The 16,292-nt window shown below is 39.6% G+C and carries 11 protein-coding genes and 1 tRNA gene; 4 read left to right on the top strand and 8 right to left on the bottom strand.

From position 1 onward, the window contains the following. The first annotated feature begins 89 nt into the window (after positions 1-89). Positions 90-1,619, top strand: a complete 1,530-nt coding sequence (locus ABD769_RS05475; protein WP_344850056.1) for a recombinase family protein — start codon at positions 90-92, stop codon at positions 1,617-1,619. Here ABD769_RS05475 and ABD769_RS05470 read toward each other — a convergent pair. Next, positions 1,611-1,684: transfer RNA gene (locus ABD769_RS05470), tRNA-His, on the bottom strand. The genes ABD769_RS05475 and ABD769_RS05470 overlap by 9 nt on opposite strands. A gap of 176 nt (positions 1,685-1,860) precedes the next feature. Between ABD769_RS05470 and rnhA the strand changes: the two genes are divergently transcribed. Beyond that, positions 1,861-2,334, top strand: a complete 474-nt coding sequence (rnhA, locus tag ABD769_RS05465; RefSeq protein WP_344850054.1) for a ribonuclease HI — start codon at positions 1,861-1,863, stop codon at positions 2,332-2,334. Here the strand turns inward: rnhA and fbp are convergent. From fbp to gloA2, 5 genes are all read right to left on the bottom strand, one after another. Continuing rightward, positions 2,331-3,410, bottom strand: coding sequence for a class 1 fructose-bisphosphatase (fbp, locus tag ABD769_RS05460; RefSeq protein ID WP_344850052.1), 1,080 nt, complete (start codon positions 3,408-3,410; stop codon positions 2,331-2,333). The genes rnhA and fbp overlap by 4 nt on opposite strands. Positions 3,411-3,429: 19 nt before the next feature. After that, the gene (locus ABD769_RS05455) at positions 3,430-3,921 is read right to left on the bottom strand and encodes a metallophosphoesterase family protein (RefSeq protein ID WP_344850051.1); all 492 of its coding nucleotides are present in this window, start codon (positions 3,919-3,921) and stop codon (positions 3,430-3,432) included. 183 nt (positions 3,922-4,104) lie between these two features. Beyond that, entirely contained in the window at positions 4,105-5,916 is a 1,812-nt protein-coding gene (locus ABD769_RS05450; RefSeq protein ID WP_344850049.1) for a serine hydrolase, read from the bottom strand. 77 nt (positions 5,917-5,993) lie between these two features. Then, positions 5,994-6,695, bottom strand: a complete 702-nt coding sequence (locus ABD769_RS05445) for a tRNA1(Val) (adenine(37)-N6)-methyltransferase (RefSeq protein WP_344850048.1) — start codon at positions 6,693-6,695, stop codon at positions 5,994-5,996. A gap of 1 nt (position 6,696) precedes the next feature. After that, positions 6,697-7,077, bottom strand: a complete 381-nt coding sequence (gloA2, locus tag ABD769_RS05440) for an SMU1112c/YaeR family gloxylase I-like metalloprotein (protein WP_344850047.1) — start codon at positions 7,075-7,077, stop codon at positions 6,697-6,699. A 268-nt stretch (positions 7,078-7,345) separates the two neighbouring features. Here gloA2 and purL point away from each other — a divergent pair, with 268 nt between their 5' ends. Continuing rightward, on the top strand, positions 7,346-11,008 hold the full coding sequence (gene purL, locus ABD769_RS05435) for a phosphoribosylformylglycinamidine synthase (protein ID WP_344850046.1): 3,663 nt from the start codon (positions 7,346-7,348) through the stop codon (positions 11,006-11,008). Between the two features lie 1,300 nt (positions 11,009-12,308). On the opposite strand, the gene ABD769_RS05430 is transcribed toward purL, so the two are convergent. Both ABD769_RS05430 and ABD769_RS05425 read right to left on the bottom strand, forming a co-directional pair. Then, entirely contained in the window at positions 12,309-12,659 is a 351-nt protein-coding gene (locus ABD769_RS05430; protein WP_344850045.1) for an FEKKY domain-containing protein, read from the bottom strand. A 12-nt stretch (positions 12,660-12,671) separates the two neighbouring features. Further along, positions 12,672-13,517, bottom strand: a complete 846-nt coding sequence (locus ABD769_RS05425; RefSeq protein WP_344850043.1) for an energy transducer TonB — start codon at positions 13,515-13,517, stop codon at positions 12,672-12,674. Between the two features lie 203 nt (positions 13,518-13,720). On the opposite strand from ABD769_RS05425, the gene ABD769_RS05420 reads away from it, so the two are divergent. Continuing rightward, positions 13,721-15,895, top strand: a complete 2,175-nt coding sequence (locus ABD769_RS05420) for a glutamine synthetase III family protein (RefSeq protein ID WP_344850042.1) — start codon at positions 13,721-13,723, stop codon at positions 15,893-15,895. Positions 15,896-16,292 lie beyond the last annotated feature (397 nt).

Raw genomic sequence — 16,292 nt, 5'->3', positions numbered from 1 at the left:
TGTTCAGGAGACCATTAAGAGGTTATCTGATCGTAATTCAACTGCTAGTCGGAGAAGATTTACCCGACATACAAAAAAGAAAAAAGGAAATGAAAATAGCTGATTTATATGTAAGAGTAAGTACAGATGAGCAAGCTGAAAAAGGCTACTCACTCAGAAGTCAACAAGAAGTACTCGAAAAATATTGCGAACTCAACGGCGTCAAAATACGAAAGGTGGTTGTAGAAGATCACTCTGCAAAAACATTTAACCGTCCTGAATGGAATAAATTGTTTATCCACTTAAAAAAGCACAAAGGAAAAACAGATCTACTATTATTTACTAAGTGGGATAGATTTAGTCGCAACACCAGTGATGCATATCAAACCATTGCAATGCTCAACAAATTGGGGGTTGACCCTCAGGCAATAGAGCAACCATTAGACCTGAATGTACCGGAGAATAAAATGATGTTAGCGGTTTACCTCACAACGCCTGAGATAGAAAATGACAGAAGGGGATTAAATACCAAAGCAGGAATTAGACAAGCAAAAAAAGAAGGAAGATGGACGGGTAAAGCGCCTCTAGGATATATCAACAAAACCGCTGAAAATGGAAAAAAATACATTGCATTGAAACAGCCCGAGGCATCTTTAATGAAATGGGTTTTTGAGCAGCTGGCAGACGGAATATATTCTGGAGAGCAAATACTTCATACAGCAAGAGCAAAGGGCTTAAACTGCAGCAAAAACAATTTTTACACCGTCATCCGCAATCCAATTTATTGCGGAAAAGTAATTGTACCAAAATATAAAAATGAAGATGCATTTCTAGCGCAGGGATTACACGAAGCTTTGATTAGCGAAACAATGTTCTTTAATGTACAAGATATTTTAAATGGAAGGAAGAAAGAATTTGGTCAGCCCATTGCTACACCAGAGTCACTCGTTTTGCGCGGATTCTTGAAGTGCCCTAAGTGTCACCGATCCTTGAGTGGAAGTTCGTCAAAGGGAAAGAACAAACATTTTACTTATTATCACTGCACATCCGCTTGTGGAATCCGGTACAGGTCTGAAAAAGTTAATGAAGACTTTATAACGGAGCTCTTAGCGTACTTACCTAGGAAGGGTTATGATGAAATTTTTACCCAAACGATATCTGATGCATATCAAAATCAAGTTGGCTCTATCTTAGACGAGCGAAAAACTTATTCGACCCAAATCAGAGATTACAATAGAAAGATCGAAAAAGCGAGAGATTTGTTATTAGATAACGAGATTGATGCGGTCGACTTCAGAGCTATCAAAGCTGAGTGCAATGAAAAAATCGCCGTAATAGAATCAAAATTATCAGAGCTTAATGCAAAAAATAAGGCTGAATTAAACATAAAACCGATAGCTGAGCGGGCTATTAACAATTTGATGAATCTGGACGTATTTTACGAAAACTCCAGCGTTGAAGGTAAACGATACCTAATAAGTTGTTTATTTCCCGAAAAAATGGAATACAATGGAGACCGATATCGAACACCTAATGTTAACGAAATAGCTCAACATATCTATCTGAAAAACAAGGAGTTAGAATCAAAAAAATGGGACGAAAATCTTCTGAAAAGACCTCGTCCCACTGGGGGTGGCTGATGGGGCTCGAACCCACGACCCTCGGCACCACAAACCAATACTCTAACCAACTGAGCTACAGCCACCGTGTTTTTTGATGTCACAAAAGTACGACTTTTAATATTCCTCGCAAATATTTTTTTCAAACTTTTTACAACAAATTTTTAATTCCTTAACATTCAATTATTTGAAATTTAAAAAAAATTTCAGCAACAGATAAAATAGGCGATTTTAAAGCTAAAAACATAACTTTACAGCGTTTATGATCGAAATTTATACAGACGGAGCAGCTAGCGGAAACCCCGGACCAGGTGGTTGGGGTACTATTTTAAGGGCAGGGCAACACTACAAGGAACTGAGTGGTGGTTTTAGAATGACTACAAACAACCGCATGGAGTTATTGGCTGTAATAAAGGGATTAGAGGCATTAAAAAGTTTGAACCAGGAGGTGACCGTTTATTCAGATTCGAAATATGTGGTTGATGCCGTTGAAAAAAAATGGGTTTTCGGCTGGGTGAAAAAAGGTTTTAAAGATAAAAAGAACAAAGACCTCTGGTTGCGTTTCCTCGAACTATACAAACTGCACAAGGTAAAATTTATCTGGATTAAAGGTCACAACGATCATCCGGAGAATGAGCGCTGCGACCGTTTAGCTGTTTTTGCCTCGCAAGACAAACAAAATTTAGCGATAGATACTTTTTTTGAAGCAGAAAGAAATAAGGCAAACCTTTTTTAGTCAATTCCGCCGATTACATTTAAATCTTCAAGTTTAGCTTCTATATTCTCATCAACAGAGATCGATTTTGCAGTGTAAAGCAACATCATTTCTTCTGCTTTCTCAACCATTTTTCTGGAGCCGATAAAAACCGGAACCCTTTGATGTAGTTCGGTCGGCTGGATTTCCAATATGCGCTCGAAACCTGTACTGGCTTTGCCCCCGGCCTGCTCTATAATAAAAGCCATCGGGTTACATTCGTACAGCAACCTTAGCTTTCCGTTAGGTGAGCGTGCGGTGGTTGGATAGATATAAATACCACCCTTTATTAAATTCCGGTGGATATCGCCCACCATCGAGCCGATATAACGTGAAGTGTAAGGACGTTTTGTTGCTTCATCTTCTACCTGGCAATATTTGATGTATTTTTTTACACCGTCAGGAAAATGCACGTAATTCCCTTCGTTTACTGAATACAAATAGCCTACTTCAGGGATTTTCATTTGAGGATGCGATAAACAGAATTCGCCTATTGACGGATCGAGGGTAAACCCGTTCACCCCTTTTCCGGTAGTGTACACCAGCATGGTTGATGAACCATAAATAATATAACCCGCAGCAACCTGCTGCGTACCCTTTTGCAATACATCATCTATACTTGCCCTGCCATCCACCGATTTCCGGCGATAAATAGAGAAAATAGTGCCCACGGCAACATTTACATCGGTGTTTGAAGAACCATCTAAAGGATCGATGCAAACAATATATTTGGCATTCTGCGAAACCGGAGATTCGATATGGATGATTTCGTCTTCCTCTTCAGTTGCCACAATGCAGCATTCGCCACCGCTGGTTAATGCGGCAATAAACTGCTTATCTGCATAAACATCTAATTTTTTCTGTTCTTCTCCCTGAATATTGGTTGTACCCATGTCGCCAAGAATATCAACCAAACCTGCCTTATTAATTTCGCGGTTTACAATTTTTGCGGCAATGCCAATGTCTCTTAGCAGCCTGGAAAGCTCACCTTTGGCATAAGGGAAATCTGCCTGTTTTTCTATAATAAATTGTCCTAGTGTTTTAACGCCACAAACCATACTTAGTGTACATTTTACATTATCTACCCGATAACTCTATAACCTCTAAGGTATGAATATTTTCGTCAGTAATGCAAAACCTGATCAGTGTACGCACCTTGTGCCAGCCGTGTTTTCCCGCTGCGCCGGGGTTTATATGCAAACATTTTATTTTTTCATCGAACATTACTTTCAAAATATGAGAGTGCCCGGTAATAAATAATTTTGGAGGGTTAGTGTATATTTCTGGTTTTACAAAATTAGAATACCTGCCGGGATAACCGCCTATGTGGGTCATCCATACATCAACATCTTCGCAGCTAAATCGATTTTGTTCAGGAAAGGCTGATCTGATGGTTGCATCATCAATGTTTCCGAATACCCCCCGCAAGGGTTTAAATGCGGCCAGGGGTTCTGCTACATCTGGACCAAAATCACCCGCATGCCAGATTTCATCTACCTCATCAAAGTGTTTGAAAACGGCTTCATCCAAAAAACCATGCGTATCAGAAATTAATCCTATTTTTTTCATGAATCAAAGGTAATATCAATCCGGTTTCCCACATTAAACATCGCAACAAATTATTTTCTGCGTGTTTAACGTTTCAGAAAAAACAATCTTTTTAACCTGAAAAATCATTAAAATCCTAAGAAAGTACCTAATTTTATCTATAGGATATTAGCATTGGAACAGAACATCATTTCAAAGGAAAAATCAATGCTGTCTTACCTGTTTAAATGTCCCGTTGGGTTGTATAAAAGAAACAGACAAAGGTTTTGAAACGCCTTCTTTCTTCTCGAATTTTAAACTAAAACCCTTTAAATTTTTAAAATTAAAAGTATCGTTTCCAACTGAAACGGTTTCATATTCGGGCTGACCGGGTACGGAGACAAATAAAACTTTACCTTTTAAATAAACTTTTGCCATCCCCTTTTCACCATAGCTTCCGGTATAATTTTCTAATTCTGCAGCACTTAATTCAACCGTTCTTGGCTTGTAATTAAAAATGGCAGGTTTCATTCCACGTTCTAAAGGAATACTGATCCCTTCAATTTTCCCATCCTGTCCGCTGATAAAATTGAAACGTAAATCGCTTTCTGCTGTATCAATTTTCCCTTTTTTATCTATCCCGCTAATGCTGAATACATCGTAATGGTAATGCCTGAGCAAAAGTTTTTCTTTACCCATCATGGCAAACAGCGAATCGTTTTTGAACGATACATTGATTACGCCATAAGCAGGGTTATCAAATAAACCATCATAATCTTTTAAAGGATGAGAAGGTTTTGTATTTAAAACATGGGCATTCTCTGCCGTTTTTTTGGTGGCTTTTTCTCTTTCTCTGGCTTCATTTTTTGCTTTAACCGCCCTACTATTCCAATCGGTATTTTCCAGTTCCAGGATCCGGTCGGCAATGCTGCTATATACAATTTTCGGAACAGGTGAGCCGTTTTGATTGGTTAAAACCACTATACCCAATTTATCTGTAGGAAAAAAGGATACACTTGCCGAAAAACCATTGATATTACCGCCATGCTCTACCATATAATGGCCACGGTAAGAGCTGATCATCCAGCCAAAACCATAGGTAGATAAATAAATGTCTTCATCCTCTTCTGGTAAACCACCGTTCATTACCATCTGCGAACTTGCCGCTTCCCTGATGTATGAAGCAGGTAAAATTTCCTTTCCTTTATAAGATCCCCCGTTAATCCAAACTTTTAACCAGTGCGTCATATCGTTTACACTGCTATTAATGCTTCCGGCCGGGCCCATTCCGTCAATATTAAAATAATCAATCTTTTCGATGGCGCCTTTATCGTTTATGGTATAAGGTAAGGAAGCGTCGCTATCTTTTTCAAATTTGAAAATATCGGTATTTGAACGGTTCATCTCCAAAGGATCAAAAAACTTTTCTTTAATATTCTGCTCCCAGGTTTTTCCGGTCAGTTTTTCAACAATCATCCCCTGCGCAAGAAACATAAAGTTGTTGTACTGCCATTTCTCGCGCACTGCAGCAGTAGGCTCCATATAACGAACCCTTTGGATGATGCTATCGCGGTTTGATGTATTAAATACGAACCACGATAAATCATAACGCGACAAACCGGTACGGTGGCACATCATATCGCGTACGGTAATCTGGCTGTTCATGTTATCGTTGTAAAACTTTAACTGTGGTAAATATGAGGTCGCGATGCCATCAAATGATAATTTCCCTTCTTTTTGTTGCAAACCAATGAGTGCTGATGTAAATGATTTTGTGCTCGAACCGATAGCAAAAAGGGTATTCGGCGTAACCGGTTTTTTGTTCTCCAGATCCCGGTAGCCAAAGCCTTTGCTATAAATTACCTGATCGCCTTTTACCACAGCCACTGCAAAACCGGCCACCTGCTGATCTTTTAATACGCGGTTTAATAGAGTATCAATCCCCGCCAAAGGATCGCCGGTTTTTTGTTTTTTAGATTGCGCAAGAGAAGATAATGCCATCAGGCACAGCAAGAACACATTTAGACTACGTTTCATTTAATTTTGGTGAGTTGGTTTCGTAGCCTAAATTACAAATGATATAGCAGAAAACGCTTATGCTTCAAACTATTTCCTTAGTAAGCCAGAAAAAAATCTTTAAGTAAAATCTTATACTCCTGCGTATGTTCCTTTAAAGATTCATAAATATTAAAATCACTTTCTTTTAAAGGCACTTCCCCTTTTTTTAAACAGATGATCTGCCTGAAAGTAGGTTTATTTTCATCAGAATGAATATTAACGCGTTCGGCAAGTGATAAATTATATGGAGAAGCGATATTAATCACCTCATCGGCCTGTTTTATTGGAAGAATTAACCAGATCTGCCCTCCATCAGCCAAAAGCGAGTTTGATTTTTCTACCAACGAACTAAAAAAGTCTTCATCTGCATGCCGTGCGATGCCTTTTCTGATTTCTTCGTTTTTTAAATCATTTACAAAAAAGGGCGGATTGGAAACAATCAGGTCAAATTTTTCATTCGTATTATATTGTTCAATTGCAACATGGTTAATATTCAGGCGCTCACTGAAAACTGATAACCGGAAGTTTTTGCTCGCAGTTTCAGCAGCTTGTTGATCAATTTCTACTGCTTCTATAAATGCATCAGGAAAACGTTGCGCCAGCATTAAAGCAATTACACCCGTTCCTGTGCCAATATCCAGAATCTTTTTTGGCGATGGATGCGAAACGGTTGCACCAAGCAATACGCCATCGGTATTAATTTTCATGGCGCAGCCTGTTTGATCGACATCGAACTGTTTGAATTTAAAAATATTCATCTTAAATTTCGTACAATTCTAAAGGCAAACCATCCGGATCGGCAAAAAAAGTAAACCTTTTATCAGTAAATTCATCAACGCGGATCGGCTCCGTTACAATTCCCTGTTCGTTTAATCTGGAAATTTCTTTCTCGATATCCTCAACCTCAAAAGCCAGATGACGCAAACCCTGTGCTTCTGGTCGCGATGGTCTTGCAGGTGGGTTTTCGAAGGAAAAAAGTTCGATCTGATACACACCATTCACCGCCAGATCGAGTTTATACGATTTTCTTTCAGTCCGGTAAACCTCGGCCAAAACCGTAAAACCCAATTTATTTACATAAAAATCTTTCGATTTTTCATAGTCAGAACAGATAATGGCAATGTGGTGGATACGAAGCATAAAAATTAATGATTGAATGGCAAAATTATTGAATGACAGAATGAATGAATGATAGAATGAATGAATGATAGAATGAATGAATGATAGAATGCATTATTGAATTACAAAGCAAAGTTGCAAAATATCCTTATTAGTTAATCAAAATTCTTTTTAGCATTCTCTCATTCAAAACTCAATCATTCTATCATTCAAAATTCTATCATTCATTCCCTGATTCATTCTGTCATTAAATTTAAAAACGCTATTTTTGCAACTTCAAAAAAAAAGCATGATTCATTTCTTCCTTAGTCAATCGCAGGCGATTTTTGTTCTACAAACAGACAAAGCGCTTTCTACCACTGATATTACTAAACTCGAATGGTTATTTGGCGGCGCCAAAATCTCGCAGGAAACAGCCCTAACTGGCTTTTTCGTTGGACCAAGAGCAGCAATGATTACTCCCTGGAGCACCAACGCAGTAGAGATTACCCAGAACATGGACATGCAGGGAATCATCAGGATTGAAGAATTTAAGCAGGTTGACGAGGATTTTTCAGATTATGATCCGATGCTTTCTCAAAAATACAACAAACTGAATCAGGAGGTTTATACCATCAACATCAAACCCGAACCGATTTTAGAAATCACTGATATTGCAGCTTATAACAAACAGGAAGGACTTTCCTTAAGCGATGAAGAAGTTGAGTATTTAAACTCATTGGCGCAGAAACTGGAAAGACCATTAACTGATTCTGAAGTTTTTGGTTTCTCACAGGTAAATTCTGAACACTGCCGTCACAAAATTTTCAATGGCAAATTCGTAATTGATGGTGTTGAGCAGCCTACTTCTTTATTTAAGCTGATCCGTAAAACCTCAGAAGAAAACCCTAACGATATTGTTTCGGCCTACAAAGACAACGTAGCTTTTATAAAAGGTCCGAAAGTGCAGCAATTTGCTCCAAAACGTGCCGATGAGCCTGATTACTATACCACAAGCGATTTCGAATCGGTAATTTCACTTAAAGCAGAAACCCATAATTTCCCAACCACCGTAGAGCCTTTTAATGGTGCGGCTACAGGTTCGGGAGGTGAAATCAGAGACCGTTTAGCCGGCGGACAAGGTTCATTGCCTTTGGCCGGAACAGCTGTTTACATGACAGCCCTTTCACGTCTGGAGGATAACCGCCCTTGGGAACAAGGTGTTGAAGAAAGACAATGGTTGTACCAAACCCCGATGGATATCCTGATCAAAGCATCAAATGGCGCTACAGATTTTGGAAATAAATTCGGGCAACCGCTGATTACAGGTTCGGTTTTAACATTCGAACATGAAGAAGACAGCAGAAAATTAGGTTTTGACAAAGTAATTATGCTTGCCGGTGGTATCGGTTACGGTAAAGCCAGCCAGGCACAAAAACTTAAACCACAGGAAGGCGATAACATTGTTATTTTAGGTGGCGAAAATTATAGAATTGGGATGGGAGGTGCAGCAGTTTCATCTGCAGATACCGGTCAGCATGGCAGTGGAATTGAATTAAATGCCATCCAGCGCTCAAACCCTGAAATGCAGAAACGTGCGGCAAATGCGGTGCGCGGCATGGTAGAAAGCGATCATAATTCGATTATATCGATCCACGATCACGGTGCAGGCGGTCACTTAAACTGTTTATCAGAACTGGTTGAAGAAACCGGTGGTTTAATCGACTTAGATAAATTGCCGGTTGGCGACCCTACCCTTTCGGCCAAAGAAATTATCGGTAACGAATCGCAGGAAAGAATGGGATTGGTAATCGGTAACGAACATATCGAAACTCTTCAAAAAATAGCCGATCGCGAACGTTCGCCAATGTACACCGTTGGTAAAGTAACCGGCGATCACCATTTTACCTTTAAATCGGCAACAACCGGTTTAAAACCGATGGATTTAGAACTGGCCGCCATGTTTGGCAGTTCTCCAAAAATCGTAATGGAAGATCAGACAATCGATCGCAATTACGAAGCTGTTACTTATAACAATAACGAATTAAACACCTATTTAGAGCAGGTGCTTCAATTGGAGGCAGTTGCAGCTAAAGATTGGTTAACCAATAAAGTAGACCGTTGCGTGGGTGGCCGTGTGGCCAAACAACAATGTGCTGGTCCATTACAACTACCGTTAAACAATTGTGGTGTAATGGCTTTAGATTTCCAGGGTAAAGAAGGTATTGCCACTTCGGTTGGTCATGCGCCGCTTTCTGCCCTAATCGATCCCGCAGCAGGTAGCCGAAATGCCATTGCCGAATCACTTTCGAATATTGTTTGGGCACCTTTAAAAGATGGTTTAAAAAGTGTTTCGCTTTCTGCCAACTGGATGTGGGCCTGTAAAAACGAAGGCGAAGATGCACGTTTATATGCAGCTGTAAAAGCCTGTTCTGATTTCGCCATCGATTTAGGAATCAATATCCCAACCGGAAAAGATTCGTTGTCGATGAAACAGAAATACAAAGATGGCGATGTGATTGCACCAGGTACTGTAATTATTTCTGCAGGTGCTAACTGTGATGACATTACCAAAGTAGTAGAACCGGTATTGCAGAAAAATGGCGGATCAATTTATTACATCAATCTTTCTAACGACGGTTACAAATTAGGTGGTTCATCTTTTGCGCAGATTTTAAACAAAATCGGCACAGAAACTCCTGACATTAAAGCTGCCGGTCAATTTAAAACGGCGTTCAATACGCTTCAGCAATTAATTAAGAACGATAAAATCCAGGCTGGTCACGATATTGGTAGCGGTGGTTTAATTACTACTTTATTGGAAATGTGTTTTGCTGACCGTGATTTAGGTGCTTCGATCGATTTATCTTCATTGGCAGAAGCTGATAGCATTAAAGTATTATTTGCAGAGAATATTGGTATCGTTTTCCAGGCTGACGCTTCGGTTGAAGAAACTTTTGCTCAGGCAGGCGTAACTTTCCATAAAATCGGTGAAGTAAACCAAACAGCTAAATTGGAAGTTAAAAATGCTGCAGATAACTTTAGCTTTGATATTGATCATTTACGTGATGTTTGGTTCAAAACTTCGTACCTGTTAGATAGCAAACAAACCGGTAATGGTTTAGCTAAAGAACGTTACGATAATTACAAAAACCAGGTTTTAAACTATACTTTCCCAACACAATTTGATGGCAAAAAACCGGTAATCGACGCAACTAAACCACGTCCGAAAGCCGCCATTATCCGCGAAAAAGGAAGTAACTCAGAGCGCGAACTGGCCAATGCCATGTATCTGGCAGGTTTTGATGTAAAAGATGTACACATGACCGATTTAATCACCGGCAGGGAAACTTTGGAAGATATCCAGTTTATAGGAGCCGTTGGCGGTTTCTCTAACTCCGATGTTTTAGGATCAGCGAAAGGCTGGGCTGGTGCATTTTTATACAACGAAAAAGCAAGGGTGGCTTTAGAGAAATTTTTCGCCCGACCTGATACTTTATCGGTTGGGGTTTGTAACGGTTGCCAGTTATTTGTAGAATTAGGCTTAATCAATAAAGACCATGAAGAAAAACCTAAAATGCTGCACAACAAAAGCGGTAAACACGAAAGTATTTTCACTTCTTTAACCTTACAGGAAAACAATTCGGTCATGTTATCAACCCTGGCAGGAAGCACTTTAGGCGTTTGGGTATCCCATGGTGAAGGCAGATTCTCGTTACCATACGCAGAAGATCAATATAAAATCGTAGCAAAATATGCTTACGAAAGCTATCCGGCAAGTCCGAATGGCTCTGATTACAACACCGCAATGATGTGTGATGAAACCGGCCGTCACCTGGTAATGATGCCGCACATTGAGCGCTCACTGTTCCAATGGCACTGGGCAAATTATCCCCAGGGTCGTAAAGACGAAGTTTCCCCATGGATGGAAGCTTTTGTAAATGCACGCAAGTGGATTGAGAATAAGGGATAAGGTTGATGGATGATGTAAAATGGATGATGGAGTAAAAACCATCATCCATTTTTTGTTTACAGACCTCTATCTCAAGCGAAGTATCTTTACAGTGCCGTCATCTCGAACGAAGTGCAACGCAGTCGAGAGATCTATCGAGATAAATTTCTCCCCGCCTCGGAATGACGCAACTATTTAAATCAGATAACATAAAAAACGGCCAGGGCTCCGCCTAAACCGTTTCAATTTACCTAACCCCAACATCCACGGTCTGTGTCCTCACAGAACATCGTCAAAACTAATGATGCAAGTTTTTGCAAGTGATCTGTGAGGACACAGACCACGGAGTAAACGAAGTGTCTTTACAGTACCGTCATCTCGAACGAAGTGCACGCAGTCGAGAGATCTATCGAGATAGATTTCTCCCCGCCTGTACGGGCAGGCATTTCGCTACCGGTGAAACCTGTGAAACAAGCAAGCATACCATGATAAATAATAACAGATGCTTACACCGGCTAGCTTCAGTCGAAATGACGCAACTATTTAAATCAGATAACATAAAAAACGGCCCGGGCTCCGCCTAAACCGTTTCAATTTACCTAACCCCAACATCCACGGTCTGTGTCCTCAAAGAACATCGTCAAAACTAATGATGCAAGTTTTTGCAAGTGATCTGTGAGGACACAGACCACGGAGTAAACGAAGTGTTTTTACAGTGCCGTCATCTCGAACGAAGTGCAACGCAGTCGAGAGATCTATCGAGATAGATTTCTCCCCGCCTGTACGGGCAGGCATTTCGCTACCGGTGAAACCTGCTAGCTTCAGTCGAAATGACGCAACTATTTAAATCAGATAATATAAAAAACGGCCCGGGCTCCCCCAAACCGTTTCAATTTACCTAACCCTAACATCCACGGTCTGTGTCCTCACAGAACATCGTCAAAACTAATGATGCAAGTTTTGCAAGTGGTCTGTGGAGACACGGACCACGGAGTAAGCGAAGTGTCTTTACAGTGCCGTCATCTCGAGCGAAGTGCAACGCAGTCGAGAGATCTATCGAGATAGATTTCTCCCTGCCTGTACGGGCAGGCATTTCGCTACCGGTGAAACCTGTGAAACAAGCAAGCATACCATGATAAATAATAACAGATGCTTACACCGGCTAGCTTCAGTCGAAATGACGCAACTATTTAAATCAGATAACATAAAAAACGGCCCGAGCATTGCCCAAACCGTTTCAATTTACCTAACCCTACATCTCCCTAAAAACCAAGAGCATTAATAGAAAGCTTCCCCATCATCCATCTCACATTTTCCATCATCATATTCCCTGCACATCCCTTCTCACTTCTTTTCTCCAACCCTTTCCATATTTCTTATCCATAAAAGAAGCCACTACCTTATTATAATCTTCGATCGAAATATTTAAGGGCATTACACATCCAAAATCGCGGTAAGCAATGCCATATTTCTTTTCAAATACTTCCTGCCCTTTAATATAAGTAGATACAATACCACCGCGGAGCAAAAACTTAACAGTTCCGTTTTTTAAATCGGTATTGGCCAGTTTAATACTGTATTGTTTTGAAGTATCTGCCGGATTTACAACTTTAGCACTTAAATAAGCAGCGGTAAAGCAAATAAATAATAATATTAAGAGAGACTTTTTCATTTTCAAATAATTTTAATTAGAAATCTGAAAATTGATGGCCATATTATACCTCACCCTCACCGGAACACCTTTATTTTTACCGGGTTTCCAAAGTGGTGATTTTTTAATCACTTTCATCGCTTCTTCATCACAGCCAAAACCGATTCCTTTAATTACCGATACATCAGTGATGGAACCATCCTTCTCTACCACAAAACTCACAAATACCTTTCCCGCTGCGCCTTCTTCCTGTGCCTTTGACGGATACCTTAAATTACGTTCCATATATTTAGACCATGCTTTGGCGCCACCTGTAAATTCAGGATATTCATCAACACCACCTGTAGTATATTCTGCATTATCGGCCGTTCCTGTTCCCTCTTTAGCAGTCCCAGCTCCATCACCATTACCTTTTGCATCTGGAATTACCAAATTTGGAGCAACAATTCCATCTTGCGTCTTATCACTGATCACAGCATTTTGTATTTCTTTAATGGTTGGAGGATCTGGAAGATCTACTCTATTTACAACCACTATATTCTGCGATAAAGCAACCGTTTTAACCTTTACAGGTTCTGCTTTTTTCGGCTCAAGTTTTTCTTCCGGTTTAGGAACATCTGGTTTCATCTGATGGATAACATCATCCAGTTTCACCACTGTTGGTGCAGTATCAAATGCAACTTCCTTTGGAAAAAGCTTTGCATAAATCAAAGGCGAGAAACACAATAGTACAAATAAACTACCCGATACGAAAAGCGCTCTCGTCATAATCTTCGAAGATTTAGACCTTAAATCATAAGCACCATAGTTTTTGTTGCGGTTTGCAAATACAAGATCGAGCCACTCGGTTTTGTACACGTTAATAGAAGAGTTGAACATAGTTTTAAAGTTTTATACCATGATGCAGCAAAATCAACGATTCCATAAAACATTTAAAAAATCTATTTTCGTTACAAAAAATGAAATTTTTCATCTGAAAAACATTTTTTTATTTCATTTTCAGTAAAATTCACATAATTCGTGCGATTGTTTTACAAAAATTAATAAAATATACTATTTTTGACAAAAAACATAACAAATTAATGAAAAGCTTAAGAACCATCGCATTAAAAGAGGCTCAAAATAGAATTTCGCCTGAAGTTAAATCTCCTTCAGCGAAAATTTCTGATTTTTATGGCTCGAATGTATTTGATAAGAAAAAAATGAGAGATTTCTTATCTAAGGACGTGTATGAAAAATTAATTTCATCTATCAACCAAGGTGAATTAATCAATTCTGATGATGCTAACCAAATTGCTACAGCTATGAAAGCATGGGCAATGAGCGCTGGCGCAACGCACTACACGCACTGGTTCCAGCCATTAACCGGCACAACAGCCGAAAAACACGATTCGTTTTTTGAGCCAAGTGGCGATGGTGCTATCGAAAAATTTGCTGGTAGTGCATTGGTTCAGCAAGAGCCTGATGCTTCAAGTTTCCCTAACGGCGGTATCCGTAATACCTTCGAAGCCCGCGGTTATACTGCATGGGATCCATCATCTCCAGCCTTCATTATGGAAAGTAAAGCAGGTAAAACCCTTTGCATCCCTACCGTTTTTGTATCATACACAGGCGAAGCCTTAGATTATAAAGCACCTCTATTAAAAGCATTGGCTGCACTTGATAAAGCTGCTGTTGATGTTTGCCAATATTTCGATAAAAGCATTACTAAAGTAAATGCATCATTAGGTATTGAGCAAGAATATTTCTTAGTTGATGAGTCATTATTCAACGCCCGTCCGGATTTATTGTTAACTGGTCGCGCTTTGTTCGGTCACATGTCTGCTAAAGGCCAGCAATTAGAAGACCATTATTTCGGTTCTATTCCTGAGCGCGTATTCAGCTATATGGTAGATTTCGAAAACGAAGCTTTAAAATTAGGTATTCCGTTAAAAACCCGTCACAATGAGGTTGCGCCGTCTCAGTTTGAGTGTGCACCGATTTATGAAGAAATCAACTTAGCTATCGATCACAATCAATTATTGATGGATTTGATGGAGAAAGTTGCCCGTCGTCACCATTTCCGTGTATTATTGCACGAAAAACCATACGCAGGCATCAACGGATCGGGTAAACATAATAACTGGAGCTTAATTACTGACACTGGTAAAAACTTATTGGCTCCGGGTAAAACGCCTAAAAACAACTTAATGTTCCTTGCTTTCTTTGTAAATACAATTAAAGCCGTTAGCGAGCATGCAGATTTATTACGTGCAAGTATTGCATCGGTAAGCAACGATCACCGTTTAGGTGCAAACGAAGCGCCACCTGCAATTATCTCTATCTTCTTAGGTTCTCAATTAAACGATGTATTGGATGAAATTGAGCACTCACGCATCAGCAAAAAAATCAAAGAAGATAACGCACTTTGGTTAGGTATCCCTAAAATCCCTCAGATTTTATTAGATAATACCGACCGTAACCGTACCTCTCCTTTCGCATTTACAGGTAACAAATTTGAGTTGAGAGCTGTTGGTTCGTCAGCAAACTCTTCTGCTCCGATGACGATCTTGAACGCGATTATGGCTGAGCAATTGGTTAAATTTAAAGTTGAAGTAGACAAATTGATCAAAAAAGGTGATAAAAAAGACATCGCTTTATTAACCGTGATCAAAAAATACATCAAAGAATCTAAAGGTATCCGTTTCGAAGGAAATGGTTATAGCCAGGAGTGGGAAGATGAAGCTGCAACACGCGGTTTATCAAACATCAAAACTACACCAAAAGCTTTAGATGCTTATTTAACTGAAAAATCTGCTGAGTTATTTGCTACAACAGGTATTTACAGCGCACGTGAGATTCATGCCCGTCATGAAATCATGTTAGAAAACTTCTACAAAAAATTACAGATCGAAGCACGTGTAATGGGCGAAGTGGCTAACACAGCCATCATCCCGGCTGCCATTGCTTACCAAAACTCTCTGATCGAAAACGTGCAGGGTTTAAAAGCAATCGGTGTAGACAGCAAAGTTTCTATCGATATCGTTAAAAAACTTTCTGAGCATTTAGAAATTGTGAAAACCAATATCGATGCGATGTTAGAGGAACGAAAAGTAACCAACAAAATCGAAGATACCCGCGAAAAAGCGATTGCCTACGATGAGAAAGTTAAATCTTACTTCGATATTATCCGTTACCATGCTGATAAATTAGAGCAAATTGTTGACGACAGCGTTTGGCCTTTACCAAAATTCAGAGAATTATTATTCATGAAATAGATTTAAGCCGTAAGGTTTAAGGTATAGGGCGTAAGGTTTTAAACTTTACGCCCTTTTTTTTCATTGGCCATTGGTTCATGAGTACAGTTTTATTCCAAACTGTTAACTGCTAATTATTTCAAGTTCTTTTGGAAAGCAATACCAGTACTCATCGGTTAGAACAGTCCTGCTTTCCTTCCTGCTATGAAAGTTGTTGCTCAATTTTTAAAGTGATTGCAACAGCATCCATCCAATCAGGTTTATTTATGATAGGCCTGTGCAAGAGAAAAAACCGCCACAGTGAACAATCCTCTATATACTAAGCCCGATTGTACGGATGCGGTTTTGATCAACAGATTTTTCTTATCCATAAATTTAAAACCGCAGGAGGAAAAGCGGGACTGCAAACCGCCATAAA

Origin of the sequence: Pedobacter jeongneungensis, from assembly GCF_039538295.1 — a bacterium.
Taxonomy (GTDB): Bacteria; Bacteroidota; Bacteroidia; order Sphingobacteriales; family Sphingobacteriaceae; genus Pedobacter; species Pedobacter jeongneungensis.
Note: the sequence above shows the minus strand (reverse complement) of the source record. Positions and strands in the feature narration are given on the sequence as shown.

Excerpts from the sequence above, each read along its gene's own strand:
- ABD769_RS05475 (WP_344850056.1), top strand. The coding sequence starts at position 90 with ATGAAAATAGCTGATTTATATGTAAGAGTAAGTACAGATGAGCAAGCT.
- rnhA (WP_344850054.1), top strand. The coding sequence starts at position 1,861 with ATGATCGAAATTTATACAGACGGAGCAGCTAGCGGAAACCCCGGACCA.
- fbp (WP_344850052.1), bottom strand. The coding sequence starts at position 3,410 with ATGGTTTGTGGCGTTAAAACACTAGGACAATTTATTATAGAAAAACAG.
- ABD769_RS05455 (WP_344850051.1), bottom strand. The coding sequence starts at position 3,921 with ATGAAAAAAATAGGATTAATTTCTGATACGCATGGTTTTTTGGATGAA.
- ABD769_RS05450 (WP_344850049.1), bottom strand. The coding sequence starts at position 5,916 with ATGAAACGTAGTCTAAATGTGTTCTTGCTGTGCCTGATGGCATTATCT.
- ABD769_RS05445 (WP_344850048.1), bottom strand. The coding sequence starts at position 6,695 with ATGAATATTTTTAAATTCAAACAGTTCGATGTCGATCAAACAGGCTGC.
- gloA2 (WP_344850047.1), bottom strand. The coding sequence starts at position 7,077 with ATGCTTCGTATCCACCACATTGCCATTATCTGTTCTGACTATGAAAAA.
- purL (WP_344850046.1), top strand. The coding sequence starts at position 7,346 with ATGATTCATTTCTTCCTTAGTCAATCGCAGGCGATTTTTGTTCTACAA.
- ABD769_RS05430 (WP_344850045.1), bottom strand. The coding sequence starts at position 12,659 with ATGAAAAAGTCTCTCTTAATATTATTATTTATTTGCTTTACCGCTGCT.
- ABD769_RS05425 (WP_344850043.1), bottom strand. The coding sequence starts at position 13,517 with ATGTTCAACTCTTCTATTAACGTGTACAAAACCGAGTGGCTCGATCTT.
- ABD769_RS05420 (WP_344850042.1), top strand. The coding sequence starts at position 13,721 with ATGAAAAGCTTAAGAACCATCGCATTAAAAGAGGCTCAAAATAGAATT.